We start from the raw sequence: 23,034 nt of genomic DNA on the forward strand, positions 1-23,034 counted from the left end.
CGGGGCGGCATCCAGCTGTCGGATGCCGCCCCGCCTGCCGTCGCGCCGTGGGCTGTCACGGCCGGTACGGCGTCGCGTCGCATAACTGCCGGGTTACTTGCCCGCGGAGTCGCCCTGACCGCCCCGGCCGCCGGGGCCACCGAGGACGCCGGCCTCGACGGCTGCGGTGATCGCGTCGGCCTGCTCCTGGGTGAGCTTGCCCTCCTCGACCGCCGTGGCGAGCCGTTCGGCCATGGCCTCCTTACGGTCCTCGGGGGAACCCTGCGGCCCGCGGTCGCCGCCACGTGGGTGGTCGCCACCACGGCGCTCACCGTCCGGCTTGCCCTGCGGCCTGTGCTGCTCGCGGAGCTTCTTTAGCGCCTCGGTCACCTTCTCGGTCGGCACGCCCAGCTCCTCGGCCAGCGCCTCGGCGAACTGCGCCTGCCGTGCGGTCCGCTGTTCCTGCCGGTCGCCCTGCGGCTCGCTGCTCGCGCTGGCGCTCGGGGTGGGCTTGTCGTCGGCGAGCGCCACGGTGGGAGCGGCGATCCCCACGCCGAGCACGCCCGCCGCGGCCAGGCCGGCCAGCAGGTGCTTCTTCGAAATCGTGCGGGACATCGTTCCTCCAACTCGTCGGTGATGCGATGACGTCACCGACAGTGACGAGCCTGGCTGGGCGTGCACCATGGTGAAGCTGTCAGCGAGCTGGCAATCCGGACTGAAATCCGGACGTGTCCGACAAAGAGTCAGCGGACGGCGGCGACCACGCTGAGGGTGCCGGCGTCGGCGTCGAGGGTCGCCCGGGTACCGACCGGGACGGTGAGCTGCCCGGGGCCGTGACCGATCGGCAGGCCACCCAGCACCGGTACGCCCAGGTCACCGAGGCGCTCGACGAGCACGTCGGCCACCGTGGTGTCCCAGCCGTCGGCGCAGTCGGTGAACTGTCCCACCGCCACCCCGGCCAGCCCGTCCAGCGCGCCGGCCCGGCGAAGCTGGGTCAGCATCCGGTCGACCTTGTACGGCGGTTCCTGCACGTCCTCCAGCAGCAGCACCGCGCCGGTCAGGTCGGGCATGTCCGGGGTGCCGAGCGAGGCCACGACCAGACAGAGGTTGCCGCCCAGCAGCCGGCCGGTGGCCCGTCCTCCGACGCGTACGCCGAAGGTCTCCTCGCCCTCGACGGCGCGTACGGTGACCGGTTCGGTGCTGGTCATCGCCGCGTGCAGGGACTCGGCCGAGGCCAGCGGGGTGCGCTCGTCGCGCCAGGCCGCCCCGGGACCGTGCACCCCGGCCAACCGGGCACCCCGCCAGAGCGCCAGGTGCAGCGCGGTGATGTCGGAGAACCCGGCCACCACCTTCGGGTCACGGCGTACCGCCGCCAGGTCGATCGCATCCACCACCCGCTGTGCCCCGTACCCGCCCCGGGTGCAGATCACCCCGCGCACCTGCGGATCGGCGAACGCGGTGTTGAGGTCGGCCGCCCGCAGCGCGTCCGCCCCCGCCAGGTAGCCCTGCCGGGCGTAGGCGTTGGGCGCGAGCACCGGGCGCAGTCCCCAGCCGGTGAGCAGCTCCACGCCCCGGGCCACCCGTTCCGGGCGGGTCGGTCCGGACGGCGACACCAGCATCACCGTGTCGCCGGGGCGCAGGGCGGGCGGGCGTACGACGTCGTCGGGCGCGATGCGGTCGGACACAGCGGCAGAGCCTACTGCGGTGGCCGGGATCGTTCACCGGATCTCGGCCCGGACCCTGCCGACGTTGCTGGACACCGCGCCGATCCCTCGCGCCGGCCTGGTCGGCCGGACCGGATAGCCTCGACGATGTGGCAACCGCGTTGGTGATCGAGAACGACCCGACCGACGACCCGCGCCGGCTGGGGGAGTGGCTGACCGAAGCCGGGCTGGAGCTGGCGGTGGTCCGCCCGCACGCGGGCGAAGCTCTTCCCGCCGACCTGGACGGGTACGCCGCCCTGGTGGTGCTGGGCGGTGATCAGCAGGCCTACCCGCTGGTCGACGGGGTGCCGGCGGCGCCCTGGTTCCCGGCGGTGGAGAAGCTGCTCCGCAAGGCGGTGCGGCACCGGCTGCCGACCCTGGGCGTCTGCCTCGGTGCGCAGCTGCTCGCCGCCGCCCACGCCGGCACGGTCGTCCGCAGCCCGTCCGGGCCGGAGGTCGGGCCCGCCGTGGTCGGCCGGCGTGACGCGGCCGAGTCCGATCCGCTCTTCCGGTACGTTCCGCTGATCCCCGATGTGTTGCAGTGGCACGCCGACGAGATCACCGAGCTGCCCGCAGGTGCCACCCTGCTGGCCGCCTCCACCCGCTATCCGCACCAGGCGTTCCGCCTCGGCGACCGGGCCTGGGGGTTGCAGTTCCACATCGAGTGCGACACCGCGATGATCGCCGAATGGGCCGCCGACTCGGCGCTGCTGGCCGAGCTGGGCTACGACCCGCAGCTGGTGATCTCCGCCTGCGACGCGGTGATGGCCGACGTCGAGGAGGTCTGGCAGCCGTTCGCGGCGCGGTTCGCCGCCCTCGCCCTCGGCGAACTGGACGAGGGGTCCCGGCGCAGCCTGCCCCTGCTCGGGCACTGATGGGCCGGCCGACCAACGCCACGGGCCGGCTCGCCCGCTACGGCTTCGGCGTCACCGACGACGACGCGGGCGCCCGTGCCGCCGACCTGCTCGGGCCGGACGGGCTCGACCTGTGGCGCCCGCAGACGCAGGAACCCACCGGCGAGCAGGCCCAGGAGCTGCTCACCGCGCTGTCCCGGGCCGCCGACCCGGATCTGGCGCTGCGTCAGCTGCACCGACTGGTCGAGGCGGAGCACCGTGCGGCGGCCGGCCCGAACGGCGCCGCCGGCCCGGGAGCGGCGGTGCGGCAGCGGGGTGCGGGGCCCGGACGCGTCACGGCGACCCCCACCGGCCAGGGCGGGAACACCGGGAACGGGGATGGCGCCGACAATGGCGGTGCTGCCGGGAGCCAGGAGACAACCGAGGGGGCCGTCGGCGGCATCGGAGCGGGCTCGGCGCTGCTCGCCGCGCTGCACGACGATCCGGGTCTGCGTCGCCGGCTGCTCGCCGTGCTGGGCGCCTCCTCGGCGCTCGGCGACCACCTGGTGGCCAACCCCGACCAGTGGCCGGTGCTGCGTACCGAGCCGGACGGCCTCGCCCCGACCGCGGACGGACGGCTCGACCTGTCCGGCGAGGGTAATCCTGTCGCGGTGCTGCGGCGGGCGTACCGGCTGGCGTTGCTGCGGGTCGCGGCGGCCGACCTGACCGGCGGGCGCGGCCTGGAACAGAGCATGGCCGCGCTTTCGGCACTGGCCGACGCCACGCTGTCGGCCGCGTACCAGATCGCCGTGGCGGAGTTGCCCGAGGGCACCCGGGAACCGCGACTGGGCGTCGTCGCGATGGGCAAGTGCGGCGGCGGCGAACTGAACTACGTCTCCGACGTCGACGTGATCTTCGTGGCGGCCGAGGACGACGACCTGACCACCGCCACCACCGTGGCCACCCGACTGATCCACATCTGTGGTCTGGTCGCCTGGCCGGTCGACGCGGCCCTGCGGCCCGAGGGCAACCGGGGGCCGCTGGTGCGGACCCTCGCGAGTCACCTGGCCTACTACCGGCGCTGGGCCCGGACCTGGGAGTTCCAGGCGCTGCTCAAGGCCCGTCCGGCCGCTGGCGACCTGGCGCTCGGCCAGGAGTGGATCGACGCGCTGGCACCGCTGCTCTGGCAGGCGGCCGAACGCCCCGAGGCGGTCGAGGACGTCCGGGCGATGCGGCGCAAGATCATCGACCACATCCCGCCGAAGGAGCTGGAACGCGAGATCAAACGCGGTCCCGGCGGGCTGCGTGACATCGAGTTCGCGGTGCAGCTGCTGCAACTGGTGCATGGCCGGGGCGACGAGACGTTGCGGGCGCCCGGCACCATCCCCGCCCTGCGCGCGCTGGTCACCGGCGGCTACGTCGGCCGGGCCGACGGCGAGGCGCTGCTGCGCGGCTACCGGTTCCTGCGCAGCGTCGAGCACCGGCTGCAACTTCAGGGCCTGCGGCGCACCCACACCGTACCGACCGAGCCCGGTGCGTTGCGCTGGCTCGCCACCGCGCTCGGCTACACCGCCGCACCCGGGCGCAGCGCCGTCGAGGAGTTCCGCGCCGAGTGGGTCACCCACGCCTCAGAGGTACGCCGGCTGCACGCCAAACTGCTCTACCGGCCGCTGCTGGAGTCGGTGGCCCGGGTACCGGCCGACGGGCTGCGGCTGACCCCGCAGGCGGCCCGCAACCGCCTGGAGATCCTCGGCTTCGCCGACCCGGCCGGGGCGCTGCGTCACCTCCAGGCCCTCACCGGCGGGGTGAGCCGTACCGCCGCCATCCAGCGCACCCTGCTGCCGGTGCTGCTCAGCGAGTTCGCCGACGCCCCCGAGCCGGACCGGGGGCTGCTCAACTACCGCCAGGTCTCCGACTCCCTCGGCAGCACCCCCTGGTACCTGCGGCTGCTGCGCGACTCCGGGCCGGTGGCCCGCCGGCTGGCCCGGGTGCTCTCCTCCTCCCGGTACGTCGCGGATCTGTTGGCCCGCGAGCCGGAGGCGCTGCGCCTGCTGGCCGAGGAGAGCGAGCTGAGCCCCCGCCCGCGCGAGGTGCTCTTCGACGGCCTCACCGCCGCCGCGGCCCGGCACAGCGACCCGGTCGAGGCGACCCGGGCGGTACGCGCGCTGCGCCGCCGGGAACTGCTCCGCCTCGCCTGCGCCGATGTGCTCAGCCGGGCCGGTTCGCTCGCCCCGGCCCGCCCCGAAGGCGGTCGGACCACGCCCGCCCTGTCCGACATCACGGCGGTCGGCACCGCGCTCTCCGACGTCACCGACGCGACCCTCGCCGCCGCGCTGCGGACCGCCCGGGCCGCCCAGCCGGCCATGCCGGGACTTACCTTCGCGGTGATCGGGGTGGGCCGGCTCGGCGGGTACGAGTCGAACTACCTCTCCGACGCCGACGTGCTCTTCGTCTACGACCCGCCGGAAGGGGTCAGCGAGAGCTCCGCCAGTGCCGCCGCGCACGCCATCGCCGAGGAGCTGCGGCGGCTGCTCGGCATGCCCGCACCCGACCCACCGCTCGGCGTCGACGCCGACCTGCGTCCCGAGGGCCGGCAGGGGCCGCTGGTCCGCAGTCTCGCCGCCTACCAGCAGTACTACGCCCGCTGGTCACGGGTGTGGGAGGCGCAGGCGCTGCTGCGCGCCCGCTGCGTCTGCGGCGACGCCGAACTGGGCACCCGGTTCGAGCAGATGGTCGACCCGATCCGGTATCCGGCCGACGGGCTGACCCGGGAACAGGTCATCGAGATCCGCCGGATCAAGGTGCGGGTGGAGACCGAGCGGCTGCCCCGTGGTGCCGACCCGGCCACCCACACCAAGCTGGGCCGCGGCGGCCTGGCCGACGTGGAATGGGCGGTGCAACTGCTCCAGTTGCGGCACGCGGGCGCGTACCCGCAGCTGCGCGGCACGCGTACCCTCGACGCGCTCGCCGCCGCCCGGGACGCGGGCCTGGTCGACCCGGCGGACGCCGAGGCGATGGCGGCCGGCTGGACGCTCGCCGCGCAGGTCCGCAACGCGCTGATGCTGGTCCGGGGCCGCGCCGGTGACCAGTTGCCCCGGCACGGCGTGGAACTGGCCGGCGTGGTCCGGCTGCTCGGCCGCGACGACCCGGGCGAGTTCCTCGACGAGTACCTGCGCACCGGCCGCCGTTCCCGGGCCGCCACCGAACGCGTCCTGGAGATGTAGCGCAGCCGTCCTGGTGACCCGCCACCAGGGCCGGTCACTGATCGTGGTAGGACTGCTCGGTGCCGACATCGACCCATGCTGCCGTCCCGGACGGGGAAGCCGCCGAGGCTGCCACGGGTGCTGACGCACCGCGGCCGGGCTACCCCGTCCTCGGCGCGCTGGCGGTGTCGCTGCTGCTGGCTGTCGCGTTCCTGCTGGCCCCGCCCATGGGGACCGACCTCTCCGCGCAGGTGGCGCGCGCCGGTTTCGCCGAGCGCAACGGTCTCGCCCCGCTGGACTTCTCCTGGTACGGCGGGGTCAACCAGTTCGGTTACAGCCTCTACACCCAGACGCTCGGCGCACTGGTGGGGGTGCGTCCGCTCGGTGCGGTCGCGGCGGTCGTCTCCGCCGTGGCCCTGGCCTGGCTGCTGGTCCTCACCGGCGCCCGCCGTCCGCTGCTCGGCAGCCTGCTAGGTGCGGCCGTCCTGGTGGGTAACCTGGCCAGTGGCCGGATCACCTTCGCGGTGGGCCTGATGTGGGCGCTGCTCGCGCTCTGTGCGGTGGCCGTCCCTCGGGGGGCGGGTTGGTGGCGGCTGCCGGCGGCCGGTGCGGCAGCCGTGCTCGCGACGGCCGCCAGCCCGGTGGCCGGCCTCTTCATCGGCGTCGCCGGCGGTGCCCTGCTGGTCCTCGACGTCTGGCGGGACCGGCGACCCGGAACCGCCGCCCTGGTCCTCTGTCTGGCGCCGCTGGTGACGGTGGCACCGATGGCGGTGCTCTTCGGCAACGGTGGCTGGCAGCCGTTCAGCGCCGAATCACTGCGGATCAACCTCGCCCTGGCCGTGGTGGTGCTCGCGCTCGTACCGGTCCGGGCACTGCGGGTCGGTGCCGCGCTCACCGCGCTGCTCCTGGTCGCGGCCTATCACCTGCCCAGCCCGATCGGCTCGAACGCGCTGCGCCTGCCGATGCTCTTCGCGCTGCCGGTCGTCGCGGCGTACGTCGGACTGGGCCGGCGGTGGCTGGCCGCGCTGCTCGTCGCGCTGTTCTGGTGGCAGTCCCCGGTGATGACCAACGACATCGCCCGCCGTGGGTCGGCACCCGCGTACGCCACCTTCTACGAACCGTTGCTGGACGAACTGGACCGGCGGGCACCGGTCGGCCGGATCGAAGTGGTGCCGCTGCGGGACCACTGGGAGAGTGCCTTCATGGCCGCGGCCGTACCACTGGCCCGAGGCTGGGAGCGGCAGGTCGACGTGGGACGTAACCCGCTCTTCTACGACGGCAGTCTCGATGCCGGCCGGTATGGCGAATGGCTGCGCCGCAACGCCGTCAGCTACGTCGCCGTCGCGCCGGACGCGGCCCTCGACCGGTACGGCCAGGACGAGGCGACGCTCGTGCTGGCCGGCCAGCCATACCTGCGGGAGGTCGGTCGCCCCGGGCAGTGGCGCCTGTACCAGGTGCTCGATCCGGCACCACTTGTCTCCCGTCCGGCTCGGCTGGTCACCTCCGACGACGCGGGGGTGCGCTTCACCGTCGACGCGCCCGCCGACGTGCTCGTCCGGGTCCGTTGGTCCCGTTGGCTGTCGCTGTCCGCGGGCGACGGGTGCCTGAGCCCCGACGCGGACGGGTGGGCCACGGTACGGGCCCGCACTGCGGGCACGTTCGAGGTCACGAGCAGCCTGCGGCCGTCCGGCCACTGCCCGCCCGGCTGACGCTCGCCGCTCGCCGCTCGCCGCTCGTGGGTCGGGCGGTCGGTGGGGCGGTTGGGCGGTTGGGCGCTGAGCGCTCGCCGGTGCGTGGTTGTCGGGGGCGGGCGGTGTGGCGAAGGCCGGGCAGGGCGGCGCGTGCCCGCCGCGTGATGCCCACCTCCGGACCGCGCGCACGGTACTGGCAGCATGTCGGACGTGCCCCATCACCTCGTGCGCTGGACCGGACTGGCCGGATCGATCATGCTCTCCGTGGCGGCGTTCCTCGGTGGCGCCCTGCCCGACGGTGACCTGCGACCCAACCCGGTCAAGATCTGGCTGGGGCCGAACGGGCCGCTGATCATCGGGCTGTGGTTGTTCGGCACCGCAGCCATGGCGATGGCCTGGTGGACGCTGCGGGACCGGGTGCCGTCGGCCCGGTGGGCCCTGGTCACCGCCGGGCTGTGGGCGCTGCCGTTCCTGGTCACCCCGCCGCTGGGCAGCCGGGACGCCTACGCGTACGCCTGCCAGGGGGCGAGCTACGCCAACGGCATCAGCCCGTACGAGTACGGCGTCTCCACGCTGCCCTGCCCGTGGCTGGACACCATGTCGTACATCTGGCGGGACACCCCGGCGCCGTACGGTCCGCTGTTCGTGGTGCTCTCCGGCGCGGTGGTCGCCGCGACGGGTTCCCTGATCGGCAGCATCGCGCTGTTCCGGGTACTCGCGGTGGCCGGTGTGGTGCTCACGGCGGCCTGCCTGCCGGTGCTGGCCCGTCGGTGCGGTGTGCCGGTCGGCCGGGCCCTCTGGCTCGCCCTGGCCAGCCCGCTGGTCGGGGTACACCTGATCTCCGGCGTACACAACGATGCGCTGATGGTCGGGCTGCTGGTGGCCGGGCTGGCCGTGGTGGTCAGTCGCCCCGGGCGGCTCTGGCCGCTGCTGGCCGGCGGCGTCGTTCTCGGCCTGGCCGCCGGCATCAAGGTGACCGCGCTGGTGGTGGTGCCGTTCGCGGCGCTCGCCGCGATCACCGGCGGCTTCTCGCTGCGCGCGCTGCTGCGCCACGGTACGCCGGTGGTCGGCGGCGCCGTGGCCACGCTGTTCGGTGTGACCCTGGCCGCCGGGCTGGACCTCGGTTGGATCACCGGGCTGTCGCACGGCAACGAGGTGGTCGCCTGGACCTCCCCGCCGACCGCCGTCGGGCAGACCGTCAATTACCTGGCGCTGCCGTTCGGCCAGCACATCGACGCGCTGCCGGTGACCCGGGGCATCGCGGTACTGGTGCTGGCGGCGGTGCTGGTGTGGCTGTGGTTCCGGGCCCGCCACCGGGAGCCGCTCTGGCACGCCGCGCTGGCGTTGACCGCGACGGTGGCGCTCGCCCCGCTGTTCCACCCCTGGTACTGGTTCTGGCCGCTGGCGCTGCTCGCCGCCACCGCGCAGCGCACCTGGTGGTTCAGCGCGGTGACCGGGTACGCCGCGTTCCTGGTGCTGGCCGACGGCACCGGCCTGCCCCGCTACACCAAGACGGTCGGTGCGCCGCTGATGACGCTGTTCGTGATCGTGGTGGCGGTCCGCTTGGTACGGTCGGCAAAGGAGGCCCGGGCGGCGGCCCGTCAACCGGTACCCGTCGAGTAGGCCAGTCCGGCGGGCGATTCCTGACCCGCAGTGGAGGAGAGGTACCGCCGGTGACCGATCCCGGCGCCCGTTCCCACCCCGGTCCCCGCTCCGCGTCCGGTGCCCGCACGGAGTTGGGTCTCGGGCGTGCTCCCGATGCCCGGGCGGTGGGCACGCGGGACCGGGTCGCCCGGTACACCGGATTGGTGGGGGCGCTGCTGCTGGCGGTCGCCGGTTACCTCGGCGGTGCGCTGCCCGACGCCACCACCGACCGGGTGTGGAACACCGACGCCGGCCCGCTGACCGTCACCCTGTGGCTGCTCGGCACGGCCGCCATGGTGGGCGCCTGGTGGACGTTGCGCGATGGTGCGCCGTCGACGAGGTGGGCGTACCTGACCGCCGGGTGGTGGACGCTGCCGCTGCTGGTCACCGCTCCGCTGGGCAGCCGGGACGTCTATTCGTACGCCTGCCAGGGCTGGATCTACGCCGACGGGGGTGATCCGTACGCCACCGGGGTGGCCGCGGCGGGTTGCCCCTGGGTCGAGGCGGTCGCGCCGATCTGGCGGGACACCCCGGCCCCGTACGGGCCGTTCTTCGTGCTGCTCGCCGCGCTGGCCGTGGTGCTCGGCGGTGGGTTGGTCGGCACGGTGGTACTGCTGCGGATCCTGGCGCTCGCAGGCGTGCTGGCGGCGGCGGCCTGCCTGCCCGGCCTGGCCCGGGCAGCCGGCGTGCCGCCCCGGCGGGCGACCTGGCTGCTGCTGGCCTGCCCGCTGGTCGGGGTGCACCTGGTGGCCGGGGCCCACAACGACGCGGTGATGCTCGGCCTGCTCCTGCCCGCCCTGCTGCTCCTGGTCCGCCGCGCACCGAAGCCCGATGGTCTGCACGCGGGCCCGCAGGCGGTGCCAGCCGACGTCGCGCCGTCGCCAGCCTCGCGGTGGTGGCCGTTGGGTGGCTCGCGGCGGCGGTCGGTCGGCTCGCGGTGGTGGCGGCCGTCGGTGGGGGTGCTGCTGGTGGCCGGGTTGCTGCTCGGGCTGGCGGTGTCGGTGAAGGCCACTGCCGTGGTGGTGCTGCCGTTCGCGGCGCTGGCCGCCGTGCGGGGGCGGCCCGTCGTGCGGGCGCTGCTGCGCGACGGTGGCCTGCTGGCCGTCGGGGCCTTCGGCGGGCTGCTAGTCCCCGCACTGCTGACCGATCTCGGGCTCGGCTGGCTCGGTGGGCTGGGCCGCAGCGGCGACACCGTGCAGTGGACCTCGCCACCGACAGCCGTCGGCATGCTCGTCGACTATGTCGGCGAGCTGTTCGGTCGCCACCCCAACGCGGTCCCGTTGACCCGCATCGCCGGCCTCCTCCTCCTGGCCGCCTTCCTCCCGCTTCTCTGGTCCCACCCCCTCCACCCCCTCCACACCCTCCACCCCCTCCACCCCCCACCCGAGTCCACCCCAGCCGGGTCGATCATGAAGTTATTGCCCTGGGTAAGCGCTTGCCCAGGCCATAACCTCATGATCAACCCGGCTGGGGTGGTGTTGGGGGGAGCGGGGGTGGCGTTGGCGGCCACTGTGGTGCTCGCGCCGGTGTTTCATCCCTGGTACGCCACTTGGCCGCTGGCCCTGCTCGCGGTGGCGGCGACCCGGACCGGCTGGTTCGTGCTGCCGTGTGCGCTGGCCTCGTTCCTCGCCCTGCCGGACGGCACCAGCCTGGCCCGGCTGACCAAGGCCCCAGGCGCGATCGCGATGACGATCCTGGTCCTCGCCGTAGTCATCTGGACCCTGTCCGCCCGCCGATCACAGCGGTCGCCCCCACCCCACTGACGATCGGTAGGCGCCGGTAGGCGGCCGAACCGTGGCAGCAAAGTTGCCCGACACGCCGCTGCGGCAGCACCAGAACTGCCACGCTTACCAGCCTTGCTGCGTCGAGCCGCCAGGGGCGCGATGCGACAGGGGCCCGGGTCAGCGGCGGGCGCCGCAGGTGGGACAGGGTTCGCCGGGGCTGCTGCCGCCGATGCGACGTCGCAGGGCTACGGCGGCCGGCAACACGATCGGCCCGAGCAGCCCGACGGTGAGGGCGGCACCGACCAGGGTCGGGTAGGTCGGATGCGGAGCGCCGCCGAGGCCGTCCACCGCCCCGGCCAGGATGTGCACGCTGAGTAGGCCGATCGGGGTGAGCAGGACGACCACTGCCCAGCCGCCCCGCCAGTCCCGTCGCATGGCCAGACCGACGGCAAGCAGCAGCGCGACCACCAGCAACACCGCACCGGTGGCCGGCAGCAGTTGCTCGGCGGTCCATCGGTAGGAGCCCCAGTAGTTGCTGTGCCCGAGGACGTAGGCGGCCATGCCGCCGCCGGCGACCGCCGTGATCGGCAGCGCTCGGGCGACCAGCGGCAGGTGACCGGCGACGGCCAGCGCCAGCACGCCGAGGGCGACCTGTGGCGCCAGCACCAGCAGCGGCGGCCGGGGCAGGCCGGTGGTCAGGCCCACCACGGGCACCGCCACGGTGGCCAGCACCGCCATCGCGATGGCGACCCGAGTGGGTCGGCCGGGCGCGACGAGTACGAGGACCGCCACGACCAGCCACGCCAGCCATGCGACGATGCCGACCGACGTGAACGGGTCGAACACCGGCACGCCCGCCCCGGCAGGTGGTGGGCTTTGTTCGACGAGTGCCCAGAAGCCGGCCAGGAAGGCGGCGGTGGTCAGCGCGAGCAGCGCCGCGAGGCGTACCCCGGGAATCAGGTCGGTGGCACCGGCGGCCCGCAGCCGCTGGCGGAGGCCGCCGCGCACGAGGTCGGCGGCGTCCGCGGGGGAGGGCCAGCGCCGTCGCGGGTCCGCCAGGTCGAGGTACGTCCCGACGATCTCGTCGCCGCGGTCGCGGCGGTAGTCCGTCGGGTACGCCCGCAGCAGGTGCCGGTATCGGCGCTCGAGGCTGCTCATGCCGGCCCTCCGCTTCGCTGCGTGCCGGCCTGAGGCACCAGTGCACTGCGTTGATGATTCGCTCGCTGACGCTCGCTCATGCCAGACCTCCGGCGGTACGCGGGGTGAGGGGGCGCACCGCGCGGGCGCGCAGTCGGGCGGTGGCGGCCTCGACGTTGCGGCGTAGCCGTTCGGTCTCGGCAGCCAGCGTCGCGTCGCCGGTGGGAGAGAGGCGGTAGTAGCGGCGCAACCGCCCGTCGACGGTCTCCTCCCGGTCGAGTTCGACCAGGCCGGCGTCGGTGAGCCGGTCCAGCGCGCCGTAGAGGGTGCCGGGGCGCAGCGACAACCGCCCGTCGGAGAGGGCCGCGACCTCGCCGATGATCGCGTAGCCGTGCATCGGCTCGCGGGCGAGCGCGGTCAGGATGAGGAAGGTGGGTTCGCGTAGCGGAGTGTCCACGCCCCGAATATATCGGACGCGAAGGTATTAGGTGGGCCGACATGCCGCGGGCCGGCTCCGCGAGGTGCGGAACCGGCCCGGACGGCGCTGGCTGGAGATCAGCAGTCGAAGTACATCGCGAACTCGTGCGGGGTCGGGCGCAGACGCACCGGGTCGACCTCGTTGGCCCGCTTCCAGTCGATCCAGGTGGAGATCAGGTCGGGGGTGAAGACGCCGCCGTCGAGCAGGTAGTCGTGGTCGGCCTCCAGCGAGTCCAGCACCGCCGGCAGGGAGCCCGGCACCTGCTTGACGTCGCCCCACTCCTCCGGCGGGAGGTCGTAGAGGTCCTTGTCGATCGGCGCCGGCGGCTCGATCTTGCTCTTGATGCCGTCCAGGCCGGCCATCAGCATCGCCGAGAAGGCGAGGTAGACGTTTGCCGACGGGTCCGGCACCCGGAACTCGACCCGCTTGGCCTTCGGGTTGCTGCCGGTGACCGGGATGCGGGTGCAGGCGGAGCGGTTGCGCTGCGAGTAGACCAGGTTGACCGGCGCCTCGAAGCCCGGGACCAGGCGACGGTACGAGTTGACCGTCGGGTTGGTGAAGGCCAGCAGCGACGGCGCGTGGTGCAGCAGACCGCCGATGTACCAGCGGGCGGTGTCGGACAGGCCGGCGTAGCCGGTCTCGTCGTAGAACAGCGGCTCGCCACCCAGCCAGAGGCTCTGGTGGGTGTGCATGCCGGAGCCGTTGTCGCCGAAGAGCGGCTTCGGCATGAAGGTGGCGGTCTTGCCGGCGGCCCAGGCGGTGTTCTTCACGATGTACTTGAAGAGCTGGAGCTGGTCACCGGCGTGCAGCAGAGTGGAGAACTTGTAGTTGATCTCCGCCTGGCCGGCGGTGCCGACCTCGTGGTGCGAGCGCTCCACGGTGAAGCCGGTGTCGATCAGCCGGCGGACGATCTGGTCGCGCAGGTCGGCGTAGTGGTCGACCGGCGGCACCGGGAAGTAACCACCCTTGTACGCGGTCTTGTAGCCGCGGTTGCCGCCCTCCTCCTCACGGCCGGTGTTCCAGGCGCCCTCGATCGAGTCGATGTAGTAGAAGGCCTGGTGCGCGGAGGTCTCGTGGCGGATGGAGTCGAAGATGTAGAACTCCGCCTCCGGGCCGAAGTAGGCGGTGTCGGCGATACCGCTGGCGGCCAGGAAGGCCTCGGCCTTCTTCGCCACGTTGCGCGGGTCACGCGAGTACGCCTCGCGGGTGAACGGGTCGTGGATGAAGAAGTTCAGCGCGAGGGTCTTCTGCGCGCGGAACGGGTCGATGAAGGCGGTGGCGACGTCCGGGAGCAGGAGCATGTCCGACTCGTGGATCGCCTGGAAGCCGCGGATCGACGACCCGTCGAAAGCGAGACCGTTGGTGAAGAAGTCGTCGTCGACGGACTCCACCGGCAGGTTGAAGTGCTGCATGACGCCGGGCAGGTCACAGAAACGAACGTCGACGAACTTCACGTCCTCGTTCTTGAGGTAACGCAGGAGTTCCTCGGGATTGGCGAACACTCGTCCTCCTGGCACGTCCACGGATAGCTAGGCTCCTGGCGACGCTATGGCCGTGCGGTTGCCCAGCCATGTCTCCAGTGTTTCTGCCGTGTTACGTCCCTCGCGTTGGGTCACCCCGGGCGCCTGACCCGGACACCTCAACCCGAGGAACGGGTCCGGCTGTGCCAGTGTAGTGAAACTTGATGAGATTGGTCCTTTTTGGCGCCCCGCGTCGGCTGGCGCTGGTGCCCGTTCCGGTCGGCCTGGCGCCCGGGTCCGAGCCCGGTACGGCACCGGCGTACCGGGCCGGTACGCGCATGCTTCCCGCCTGGCGTCGGGCCCGCACCGGGTCGGCCGCGGCGCTGACTAGGCTCGTCCGGGTGACCACCCAGCCGCGCCCTTCGCCGCCACCCGCCACGGATCCCGACTTCGTCCCGGCCGACCTGGGCCGCCGGTTCGGGGCGCTGGTGATCGACTGGATTCTCTGCCTGCTCGCGTCGGGCCTGTTCGCCAGCCCCACCCGGGACGCCTGGGCACCCGTGCTGGTGCTGATCCTGCTGTACGGCGTCTTCCTGGGCCTGTTCGCCCAGACCCCCGGCATGTACGTCACCCGGATCCGGTGCGTCGACTGGACCGACGGCGGCCGGATCGGCCTGCTCCGGGCGCTGCTGCGTGGTGTGCTGCTGGCCCTGGTCGTCCCCGCCCTGCTGATGGACCAGCATCGACGGGGCCTGCACGACCGCCTCACCGGCTCGGTCGTCACCGCCGCACCGCGCTGACCCGCCCACCCGCCCGAGCCTTCACGGACGAGCCCTCGCGCCTGAGCCCTTCACCGGCGAACCGGCCCCTCCGCCCGAGCCCCAGGCTCGAGCCGCACGGACCGCCCCCGCAACGGACAGCCCTCCAGGCTCGAGCCCGCACGGACCGACCCCCTGCGGGCGTCGTGGGCTCAGCGGCCGCGCATCTGGCGGGACGCGCCGCGCGGCGGGCGGAGGTTCTTGGGGATGGCCCCCTTGGGCATCTGAGGGCGAGAGGTGAGCGCCTTGAGGCGCTTGTCCAGGGAGTTCACGTCCTTGCCGCTGAGGTTGCGGGGCAGCCGCATCAGCGTCGTCCGCAGCTTACGGATCGGCAGCTCGCCTTCGTCCTGCCCGATGACGTAGTCGTAGAGCGGGGCGTTGCCGATCACCTTGGCCAGCCGACGCTTCTCCTGGCCGAGCAGGCCGCGAACCCGCTGCGGGTTGCCCTCCGCCAGCAGAATCACGCCGGGCCGGCCGATGACCAGGTGCACCATGTCCATCTGGGTGGTCGAGCTGACCGCCGGGGAGACCCGCCAGTCACCGCGCATGTTCTCCATGATCTGCGCGGCGGCGCCCGGTTGCCCCTCGGCCGCGTTCATCATCGCCCGGTTCGACCGGAGGTTGAGCACGATCAACAGGCAGAGCAGGGCGAACAGGATGCCCAGCGGTAACCAGAGCCAGCCCCAGAGCGCGACCGCGACCACGGTCAGCGCGAGCGGGATCAGCACCGCACCGGTGGCCAAGGGGGCGAACCACTTGTCCTGCTTGGCGGTGAACCGGAACACCAACCCGATCTGCTTCAGCCGCTGGCCGAACGAGACCTTCTCCTGGGGCTTTGCCATGGCGTCGAGTCTAGTGGTCGCCCGCCGCACCGTTGATCCGCGGCCGGCTGAGTACCTTACGGCCCCGCTACGCCGCCCGCGACCCGGCGTAAGGAGGGCGAGTGGGCAGAGATCGGGCGCGGTGCCCATGCCCCGGCGGCACCTTCGCGAGCAGAGTCAAAGTCACCAGTTGACGACGATCGCAGGGAGCGCGACATGTTCGGTCACGACGCCAACCTCATGCTCACCCTCTACCGTACGCACGCCGCGGAGCTGCGGGCCGAGGCCGCCCGGGACCGGTTGGCCAGGTCGCTGCCGCGCCGCTCGGCACGCGGCTGGCTGAACCGCCGGCACCACCGGACGCGTACCGACGAGGCGCGCCACTGAGCGCCGACATGAGGGAAAACCAGCCGGCTGAGGTGAAGCCCGGTCCCGACACCGCCGCAGGTGTCGGGACCGGCACGGTCACCGGCGGCGACATCAGCACCGGCAGGGGCACCAGCAGCAGCGCGGGCACCGACCCAGGCATCACCAGCGGCCCAGTCACCAGCACGACCGGCACGACCAGTACGACCGGCACGACCAGTACGACCGGCACGACCAGTACGACCGGCACGACCAGTACGACCGGCACGACCGGCACGACCAGTACGACCGGCACGGCCAGTACGACCGGCACGGTCGCGGGCACCGGGACGGGCGCCAGCAGCGGCCCGGCGGCCGGAGGTCGGGAGGACGGCCGGCGGGGCGGTGGGGGTGGGCGTGGCATGCTCGGTGCCGTGACCGTCCGCCCCACCAGTACCGTCCTCGTCGGCCGCCAGCGTGAGATGGCACGGCTGCGTGCGGCGGCCGGCCGCGCCCGCGCCGGGGAGCCGGTCACCGTCCTGGTCGGTGGCGAGGCCGGGGTCGGCAAGACCCGCCTGCTGGAGGAGTTCGGCAGCTCCGTCGGCGACGACGTCCGCCTGCTGGTCGGGCAGTGCCTCGAACTCGGCGAGGCCGGCCTGCCGTTCGCTCCGTTCGCCGCGATCCTGCGGGCGGTGCTGCGCCGCGACGGTACCGGCGTCCTCGACGGGTACGATGCCGAGTTCGCCCGCCTGCTGCCGGAGCTGGCCCGGCCGGCCGGTGCCGCCGCGCCCGCCGCCGGACCGCCCTCGGACGCCCCGCGGGGCTACCTGTTCGAACTGGTCGGCCAGTTGTTCGGCCGGCTCGCCGCCGCACAGCCGCTGATCCTGGTCATCGAGGATCTGCACTGGGCGGACCGGTCCACCCGCGACCTCATCGGTTTTCTGGTGCGGGCGGCCCGCACCGGCCGGCTGCTGCTGGTCTGCACCTATCGCACCGACGAACTGCACCGGGGCCACCCGCTGCGGCCCTTCCTGGCCGAGCTGGACCGGGCCCGGGGCGTGGAGCGGGTCGAGCTGTCCCGGCTGGAGCGGGACGGCACCGGGGCGGTCCTCGCCGGGCTCCTCGGTGCCGAGCCGGCCGCCCGGGCGGTCGACGACATCCACGACCGTACGCAGGGCAACCCCCTGTTCATCGAGGAGTTGGCCGCCGCCGGCAGCCCGATCGGCTGTGCCGCGCTGCCGGAGACGCTGCGCGACCTGCTGCTGGCCAGGGTGGACCGGCTACCCGATCCGGCCCAGCGGGTACTGCGGATCGCTGCCGCTGGCGGTAACCGCCTGGCGCACCAACTGCTCGCCGAGGTCGCCGGCCTGCCCGAGCCGGAGCTGGACGACGCCCTGCGGGCCGCCGTCGCCGCCCAGCTGCTGGTCGCCGATCCGGACGGTGACTACGAATTCCGTCACGCGCTGGTCCGTGAGGCGGTCCACGACGAGTTGCTGCCCGGTGAACACGCCCGACTGCACGCCCGGTTCGCCGCCGCCATCGAGGCGCAGCCGCACCTGGTCGCCGCAGGCCGGGCTCCGGCCGAGATCGCCCACCACTGGTACGCCGCCCACGACCATCCCCGAGCCCTGGTGGCCGCCCGGGTGGCCGCCTGCGCCGCCGCCAACCGGTACGCGTACGCGGAGCAGACCCGACTGCTGGAACGGGTGCTGGAACTGTGGGAGCTGGTGCCCGACGCGGCCGACCGGCTCGGCATGGACCACCTGGCGGTGCTGGAGGAGACGCTGAGCGCGGCGACCACCGCCGGTGACTACCAGCGGGCGTTGACCCTGACCCGGGCCGCGTTGGCCGAGGTGGACACCGGTGAGCAGCCGCTGCGCGCGGCGCGGCTGCTGGATCGGCGTGGCCGGATGCTGGCCATGCTCGGCAAGAGCGACGGCGCGACCGAGCTGCGGGAGGCGTACCGACTGGTGTCGGGGGTGGCGGACGGCCCGGACCGACTGCGACTGCTCGCTGATCTCGCCGATCACCTGGCCCGCATCGACCATGTCGACGCGGCCCGGATCGCCGCCGAGGTGGTGACCGCGGCGCGGTGCGCCGACGCCGACGGCGCCCTGTTGCTGGTGCAGCTGGCGGTGCTGAAACGCCGGGAGGGCGCGGCGGATCTCGGGCTGGCCGAGCTGCGCCGCTGTGAGGCGCTGGCCCGCACCGCCGGGGAGGCACCGGCGCTGGTCAGCGCGCTGGTGCACATCTCCGACGTGCTGTTCGAGCTGGGCCGGTACGACGAGTCGGCGCAGGCCGCCGCCGACGGGGTGAGTGAGGCGCGTCGGGTCGGCATCAGCCGCTCCACCGGGGCGTACCTGCTCTCCAACCGGGCGGAGGCGCTGCTGGCGTTGGGTCGCTGGGCGGAGGCCGGCCAGGTGTGCGCCGAGGCGGCCCGGCTCGACCCGCCGGGTGTCTCCGGGTTGCACTGGCTGCAACTGCGGGCCGCGCTGCGACTGGCGCAGGGGCATCCCCGCGCCGACGAGACGGTCGCCCGGGCGCTGGGCTTTCTCACCAAGCCGTACCTGCATCCGCACAACCGGCTTCCGCTGCACCTGCTGCGGATGGAGGCGGCGCTCGCGGTCGACGACCGGGCCGAGGCGTTGCGGGCGGCGCAGACGAGCCTGACCGATCCGGCGATCGTCGACTATCCCCGCTACAGCTGGCCGGTGCTGGCTGCGGCGGGGCGGGTCGCCCGACACGTCGGCGATGACGCCGTGGCCGCCGAGGTCGCCGCGCGGGCCAGCGGCGTCGCGGCCCGGTTCCCCGCCGAGCGGGCGTACGCCGCCGAGGTGGCCGCCACCGTGGCATCCGGTGCCGAGGCGCTCGCCGCCTGGCGGACGACGGTCGCGGCCTGGCGGACCGCCGGTCAGCCCGGGGAGCTGGCGGGGGTGCTGCTGGGCTACGCCGAGGCGGCGGCGGGTGCGGGGGAGCGGGACGAGGTCGGTGCGGCGGTGAGCGAGGCGGCCGCGCTCGCCGACGGGCTCGGTGCGGTCCGGCTCGCCGAGCGGGCGGCCACCCTGGCCCGCCGGGTGGGGCTGCGTGGTGCCGGCCGGGGTCGACCCGGCGCGGATCTGCTGACCGAGCGGGAACGCGAGGTGTTGCGCCTGGTCGCCGCGGGCCACAGCAACAGCCGCATCGCCGAGCAGTTGTTCATCTCGCCCAAGACGGCAAGCGTGCACGTCTCCCGGATCATCGCGAAACTGGACGTGACGAACCGCGTAGAGGCCGCCGCCCTGGCCCACCGCCTCAACCTGCTGACCGACCCATCCTGACCGTCCTGCCCCAGACCCCGTCGATCTTGCACTTTTCGTCGGTGCGTATGCCGCATAAGCCGCAGCACGGCGACCACAAGTGCAAGATCGACGAGCTGGGGGTGGGGTGGGGATGTTAGGGGGTGGTTAGGGTTACGGTTTCGCGGGCGGCGAGGGCCTGCTGGTAGAGGCGGCCGGCGCGGTAGGAGGAGCGGACCAGGGGGCCGCTCATCACGCCGGCGAAGCCAATCTCCTCGGCCTCCTCGCGCAGCTCGACGAACTCCTCCGGCTTGACCCAGCGTTCCACCGGGTGGTGCCGGGGGGAGGGGCGGAGGTACTGGGTGATGGTGATCAGCTCACAGCCGGCGGCGTGCAGATCGCGCAGGGCCTGGGAGATCTCGGCCCGCTCCTCGCCCATACCGAGGATCAGGTTGCTCTTGGTGACCAGGCCGTCGGCGCGGGCCTGCCGGATGACGTCCAGGGACCGCTCGTAGCGGAAGGCCGGCCGGATCCGCTTGAAGATCCGAGGAACCGTCTCCACGTTGTGCGCGAGCACCTCCGGCCGGGCACCGAAGACCTCGGCGAGCTGCTCGGGTACCGCGTTGAAGTCGGGAATCAGTAGCTCGACACCGCAGCCGGGCTGCAGGGCGTGGATCTGCCGGACGGTCTCGGCGTAGAGCCAGGCGCCGCCGTCGGGCAGGTCGTCACGGGCGACGCCGGTGATGGTGGCGTACCGCAGCCCCATCGACACGACCGACTCGGCGACCCGACGCGGTTCGTCGGCGTCGAACTCGGCCGGCTTGCCGGTGTCGATCTGGCAGAAGTCGCAGCGGCGGGTGCACTGGTCACCGCCGATGAGGAAGGTGGCCTCGCGGTCCTCCCAGCATTCGTAGATGTTGGGGCAGCCGGCCTCCTGGCACACCGTGTGCAGCCCTTCGCGGGCGACCAGCCCGCGCAGCTGGGTGTACTCCGGGCCCATCTTGGCCTTGACCTTGATCCACGGCGGTTTGCGCTCGATCGGCGTCTCGGCGTTGCGTGCCTCGATCCGCAGCAGTCGCCGCCCCTCGGGGGCGGGCGTCGCGGTACTCGCGGCCTTGCCGGTCGTCGGCGCGGAGTGCTCGATCGTCACAAAACGAGCCTACGCCGGACGGCAGCCGTCGATGAACGGCGGGCGACGGCCGTCACCCCGGAAATCTTGTGACGCCGGACACCGGGGTCGGAAAAAACGGGTCACACGGTGACGGCGGGTGGTGCTAGCGTGCCGACACGAAGCGACGACGGAGCCGAGTAGCGCACCGGTCCGCCAGTTCAAGAGAGCCGCCGGTTGCTGCGAGGCGGTCTGGCACCGGGGCCGCGAAGACCCTCCCGAGCTGCGGGAAGAACAGCGTGCGGTGACTGGACGGTCCTTGCTGAGCAGGGCCGCTCCGGCATCCGCGCCCAGTAGAGCCCGCCCGGCTGGCCCCGGTGAAAAGGCGACGAACGAGGCTCCCGTACCCGACGGGAGCGAAGGTGTGGTGGCACCGCGAGGTTCCCGCTCGCCCACACCTCCCGGGGCTGAGGCGATGCCTCGCCATCCGAGGTGGCGAGGGCGTTGCGATCGACCGAGGAGCAGCCCACTGTGCAACGCATCCTGTCCGACCAGCTCACGCCGTACACCGGGCGTACCGTCCGGATCGCCGGCTGGGTCCACCGCCGCCGCCTGCTCAAGTCGGTGGCCTTCCTGATCGTCCGTGACGCCGCCGGCCTCGCCCAGGTGGTCGTCACCGACCCGGCGGTGCGCGCCGACGTGGCGGCGCTGCCCGAGGAGACCGTCGTCGAGGTGGTGGCCACCGTGGTCACCAACGCGGCGGCACCCGGCGGGTTGGAGTTGACCGACCCGACGGTACGGCCGCTCGGCCCGCCCGCCGTGCCGCCCCCGTTCGACCTCTACCGACCCGACCTGGCCGCCACCCTGCCGACCCAGTTGGACCACGCCCCGGTCGCCCTGCGCCACCCGACCCGATCGGCCGCGTTGCGGATCTCGGCGGCGGCGGTGGCCGGTTTCCGGGCCGCGCTGGACGCCCGCCGTTTCGTGGAGATCCACACGCCGAAGGTGGTCGCCTCGTCGACCGAGAGCGGGGCGAACGTCTTCGCCCTGGACTGGTTCGGCCGGCCCGCGTACCTTGCCCAGTCGCCGCAGTTCTACAAGCAGCTCATGGTCGGGGTCTTCGAGCGGGTCTACGAGGTCGGGCCGGTGTTCCGCGCCGAGCCGCACGACACCGTGCGGCACCTGGCGCAGTACACCTCACTCGACGTCGAGTTGGGCTTCGTCACCGACCACCGGGACGTGATGGCGGTACTGCGGGACACCCTCGCCGGGATGCTCGACGCGGTCGGCGACCGGGCCGCGGGCGCGCTGGCCACTCTCGGCGTCGAGCCCCCACCGGTGCCGGCGCAGATCCCGGCGGTGCATTTCACCGACGCGCTGCGGATTGCCGGCGCGCCCGCAGACGAACCGGACCTGGCCCCGGCGCACGAACGGGCGCTGGGGGAGTGGGCCCGGCGTGAGCACGGCTCGGAGTTCCTCTTCGTCACCGGGTACCCGATGGCGAAGCGGCCCTTCTACACCCATCCGGACCCGGCGTGGCCGGGCTACTCCAACGGCTTCGACCTGCTGTTCCGTGGGCTGGAACTGGTCACCGGTGGCCAGCGGCTGCATCGGCACGCCGACTACCTCGCCGCGCTGGCCGCCCGGGGTGAGCCGGTGGAGCCGTACGCCGGCTACGTCGACGCGTTCCGGCACGGCATGCCTCCGCACGGAGGCTTCGCCATCGGCCTGGAACGCCTGGTCGCCCGCCTGACCGGCGCCCCCAACATCCGCGAGGCAACTGCCTTCCCCCGTGACCTCCACCGCCTAACCCCCTAACAGCCCCCCACCCCCACCCCCACCCCCACCCTCCCGCCCCACCCCAAGGCCCCCGAACGGTTGATCAAGAAGTTTGCGTCGGGGATCCGCTCCTTAACCGACGCAAACTTCTTGATCAACCCGGCCAGGCCGGCGGCGATCATGAGGTTGTTGTCGCCGATGCCGGCGTGGCGTGACAACAACTTCATGATCGACCGGGTGGGTGGGTGGGTGGGTGGGGGTCAGGGGGTGGGGGTCAGGGGGTGGGGGTCGGGGTTGGGGGGTCAGGGGGTGGGGAGGAGGGTGGGGAGGTGGCGTTCGACTACGGGGAGGGCGTCGGTGACGGTGATCGGGCGGCCCAGCTCGGCGGTGAGGGAGGTGACGCCGGCGTCGCGGATGCCGCACGGCACGATCCGGTCGAAGAACGCCAGGTCGCAGTCGCAGTTGATGGAGAAGCCGTGCAGGGTGACTCCTCGGGCGACCCGGATGCCGATCGCCGCCACCTTGCGCTCGGGGCCCCGGTCATCGGCCGGCACCCACACCCCGCTGCGTCCCTCGACGCGGCCTGCGGCCAGACCGAACTCGGCGCACACGTCGATCAGCAACTGCTCGACCCGCCGGACGTACGCGACCACGTCGACCGGGTCGGGCAGGCGCACGATCGGGTAGCCCACCAACTGGCCCGGGCCGTGCCAGGTGATCTTGCCGCCCCGGTCCACGTCGATCACCGGGGTGCCGTCGACCGGACGGTCCCACGGCTCGGTGCGCTTGCCCGCGGTGTAGACGCTCGGGTGCTCCAGCAGCAGCACGGTGTCGCCCTGCCCGCCGGTGACCACCGCCTCGTGCAGGCGACGCTGTTCGTCCCAGGCGGCGGCGTAGTCGAGGACACCGGCGCGTACGGCCGTCAGGCCGGAGGTCGTCACGGTCACGCATCCAGCCTAGACCCGTACCCGCTGGTCACCAGTGGTGAGCCGGCTCACCGCCGGACCCGCCGCCACACCGCTGGACCGGCCGGCTC

17 protein-coding genes are annotated in these 23,034 nt (G+C 73.3%); 9 read left to right on the forward strand and 8 right to left on the reverse strand.

From position 1 onward, the window contains the following. Positions 1–93 precede the first annotated feature (93 nt). Complete coding sequence (locus AB0J93_RS18585) at positions 94–594, reverse strand: hypothetical protein (protein WP_363923352.1); 501 nt, start codon at positions 592–594, stop codon at positions 94–96. 128 nt (positions 595–722) lie between these two features. Beyond that, positions 723–1,652: an LD-carboxypeptidase gene (locus AB0J93_RS18590; protein ID WP_363923431.1), complete on the reverse strand. Its 930-nt coding sequence runs from the start codon at positions 1,650–1,652 to the stop codon at positions 723–725. A gap of 140 nt (positions 1,653–1,792) precedes the next feature. Here AB0J93_RS18590 and AB0J93_RS18595 point away from each other — a divergent pair, with 140 nt between their 5' ends. The 5 genes from AB0J93_RS18595 to mptB (AB0J93_RS18615) all read left to right on the forward strand — a co-directional run bounded on the left by AB0J93_RS18595 (position 1,793) and on the right by mptB (AB0J93_RS18615) (position 10,816). Beyond that, on the forward strand, positions 1,793–2,557 hold the full coding sequence (locus AB0J93_RS18595) for a type 1 glutamine amidotransferase (protein ID WP_363923354.1): 765 nt from the start codon (positions 1,793–1,795) through the stop codon (positions 2,555–2,557). After that, complete coding sequence (locus AB0J93_RS18600) at positions 2,557–5,739, forward strand: bifunctional [glutamine synthetase] adenylyltransferase/[glutamine synthetase]-adenylyl-L-tyrosine phosphorylase (protein WP_363923356.1); 3,183 nt, start codon at positions 2,557–2,559, stop codon at positions 5,737–5,739. The genes AB0J93_RS18595 and AB0J93_RS18600 overlap by 1 nt, the downstream gene beginning before the upstream one ends. Positions 5,740–5,798: 59 nt before the next feature. Beyond that, positions 5,799–7,427, forward strand: coding sequence for a hypothetical protein (locus tag AB0J93_RS18605; RefSeq protein WP_363923358.1), 1,629 nt, complete (start codon positions 5,799–5,801; stop codon positions 7,425–7,427). A gap of 192 nt (positions 7,428–7,619) precedes the next feature. Continuing rightward, positions 7,620–9,032 carry a polyprenol phosphomannose-dependent alpha 1,6 mannosyltransferase MptB gene (gene mptB, locus AB0J93_RS18610; protein WP_363923360.1) on the forward strand — a complete coding sequence of 471 codons (1,413 nt, stop codon included), beginning with the start codon at positions 7,620–7,622 and terminating at the stop codon, positions 9,030–9,032. 146 nt (positions 9,033–9,178) lie between these two features. Then, a complete protein-coding gene (gene mptB, locus AB0J93_RS18615) occupies positions 9,179–10,816 on the forward strand; it encodes a polyprenol phosphomannose-dependent alpha 1,6 mannosyltransferase MptB (protein ID WP_363923433.1) in 1,638 nt (545 codons plus the stop codon). A gap of 138 nt (positions 10,817–10,954) precedes the next feature. Here the strand turns inward: mptB (AB0J93_RS18615) and AB0J93_RS18620 are convergent, their stop codons facing one another. The 3 genes from AB0J93_RS18620 to glnA form a co-directional block, all read right to left on the reverse strand. Next, positions 10,955–11,935 (reverse strand): hypothetical protein, encoded by a 981-nt coding sequence (locus AB0J93_RS18620; RefSeq protein ID WP_363923362.1) that lies wholly within the window; start codon positions 11,933–11,935, stop codon positions 10,955–10,957. 76 nt (positions 11,936–12,011) lie between these two features. Then, complete coding sequence (locus AB0J93_RS18625; protein ID WP_363923364.1) at positions 12,012–12,371, reverse strand: PadR family transcriptional regulator; 360 nt, start codon at positions 12,369–12,371, stop codon at positions 12,012–12,014. Positions 12,372–12,469: 98 nt separating this feature from the next. Further along, a complete protein-coding gene (gene glnA / locus AB0J93_RS18630) occupies positions 12,470–13,894 on the reverse strand; it encodes a type I glutamate--ammonia ligase (protein ID WP_210940403.1) in 1,425 nt (474 codons plus the stop codon). Between the two features lie 422 nt (positions 13,895–14,316). Here glnA and AB0J93_RS18635 point away from each other — a divergent pair, with 422 nt between their 5' ends. Then, positions 14,317–14,652, forward strand: coding sequence for an RDD family protein (locus AB0J93_RS18635; RefSeq protein ID WP_363923435.1), 336 nt, complete (start codon positions 14,317–14,319; stop codon positions 14,650–14,652). A gap of 170 nt (positions 14,653–14,822) precedes the next feature. Here AB0J93_RS18635 and AB0J93_RS18640 read toward each other — a convergent pair whose 3' ends face one another. Then, the gene (locus AB0J93_RS18640) at positions 14,823–15,512 is read right to left on the reverse strand and encodes a DUF4191 domain-containing protein (RefSeq protein ID WP_363923367.1); all 690 of its coding nucleotides are present in this window, start codon (positions 15,510–15,512) and stop codon (positions 14,823–14,825) included. A 195-nt stretch (positions 15,513–15,707) separates the two neighbouring features. On the opposite strand from AB0J93_RS18640, the gene AB0J93_RS18645 reads away from it, so the two are divergent. After that, complete coding sequence (locus AB0J93_RS18645) at positions 15,708–15,878, forward strand: hypothetical protein (protein WP_363923369.1); 171 nt, start codon at positions 15,708–15,710, stop codon at positions 15,876–15,878. A gap of 8 nt (positions 15,879–15,886) precedes the next feature. After that, positions 15,887–19,153 carry an AAA family ATPase gene (locus AB0J93_RS18650; RefSeq protein ID WP_363923371.1) on the forward strand — a complete coding sequence of 1,089 codons (3,267 nt, stop codon included), beginning with the start codon at positions 15,887–15,889 and terminating at the stop codon, positions 19,151–19,153. 115 nt (positions 19,154–19,268) lie between these two features. On the opposite strand, the gene lipA is transcribed toward AB0J93_RS18650, so the two are convergent. After that, positions 19,269–20,261 (reverse strand): lipoyl synthase, encoded by a 993-nt coding sequence (gene lipA, locus AB0J93_RS18655; protein WP_363923373.1) that lies wholly within the window; start codon positions 20,259–20,261, stop codon positions 19,269–19,271. A 489-nt stretch (positions 20,262–20,750) separates the two neighbouring features. Here lipA and aspS point away from each other — a divergent pair, with 489 nt between their 5' ends. After that, a complete protein-coding gene (gene aspS, locus AB0J93_RS18660) occupies positions 20,751–22,037 on the forward strand; it encodes an aspartate--tRNA(Asn) ligase (RefSeq protein WP_363923375.1) in 1,287 nt (428 codons plus the stop codon). Between the two features lie 263 nt (positions 22,038–22,300). Here the strand turns inward: aspS and lipB are convergent, their stop codons facing one another. Next, the gene (gene lipB, locus AB0J93_RS18665) at positions 22,301–22,945 is read right to left on the reverse strand and encodes a lipoyl(octanoyl) transferase LipB (RefSeq protein WP_363923377.1); all 645 of its coding nucleotides are present in this window, start codon (positions 22,943–22,945) and stop codon (positions 22,301–22,303) included. Between the last annotated feature and the right edge of the window lie 89 nt (positions 22,946–23,034).

Source organism: Micromonospora sp. NPDC049374 (genome assembly GCF_040677165.1).
Taxonomy (GTDB): domain Bacteria; phylum Actinomycetota; class Actinomycetes; order Mycobacteriales; family Micromonosporaceae; genus Micromonospora.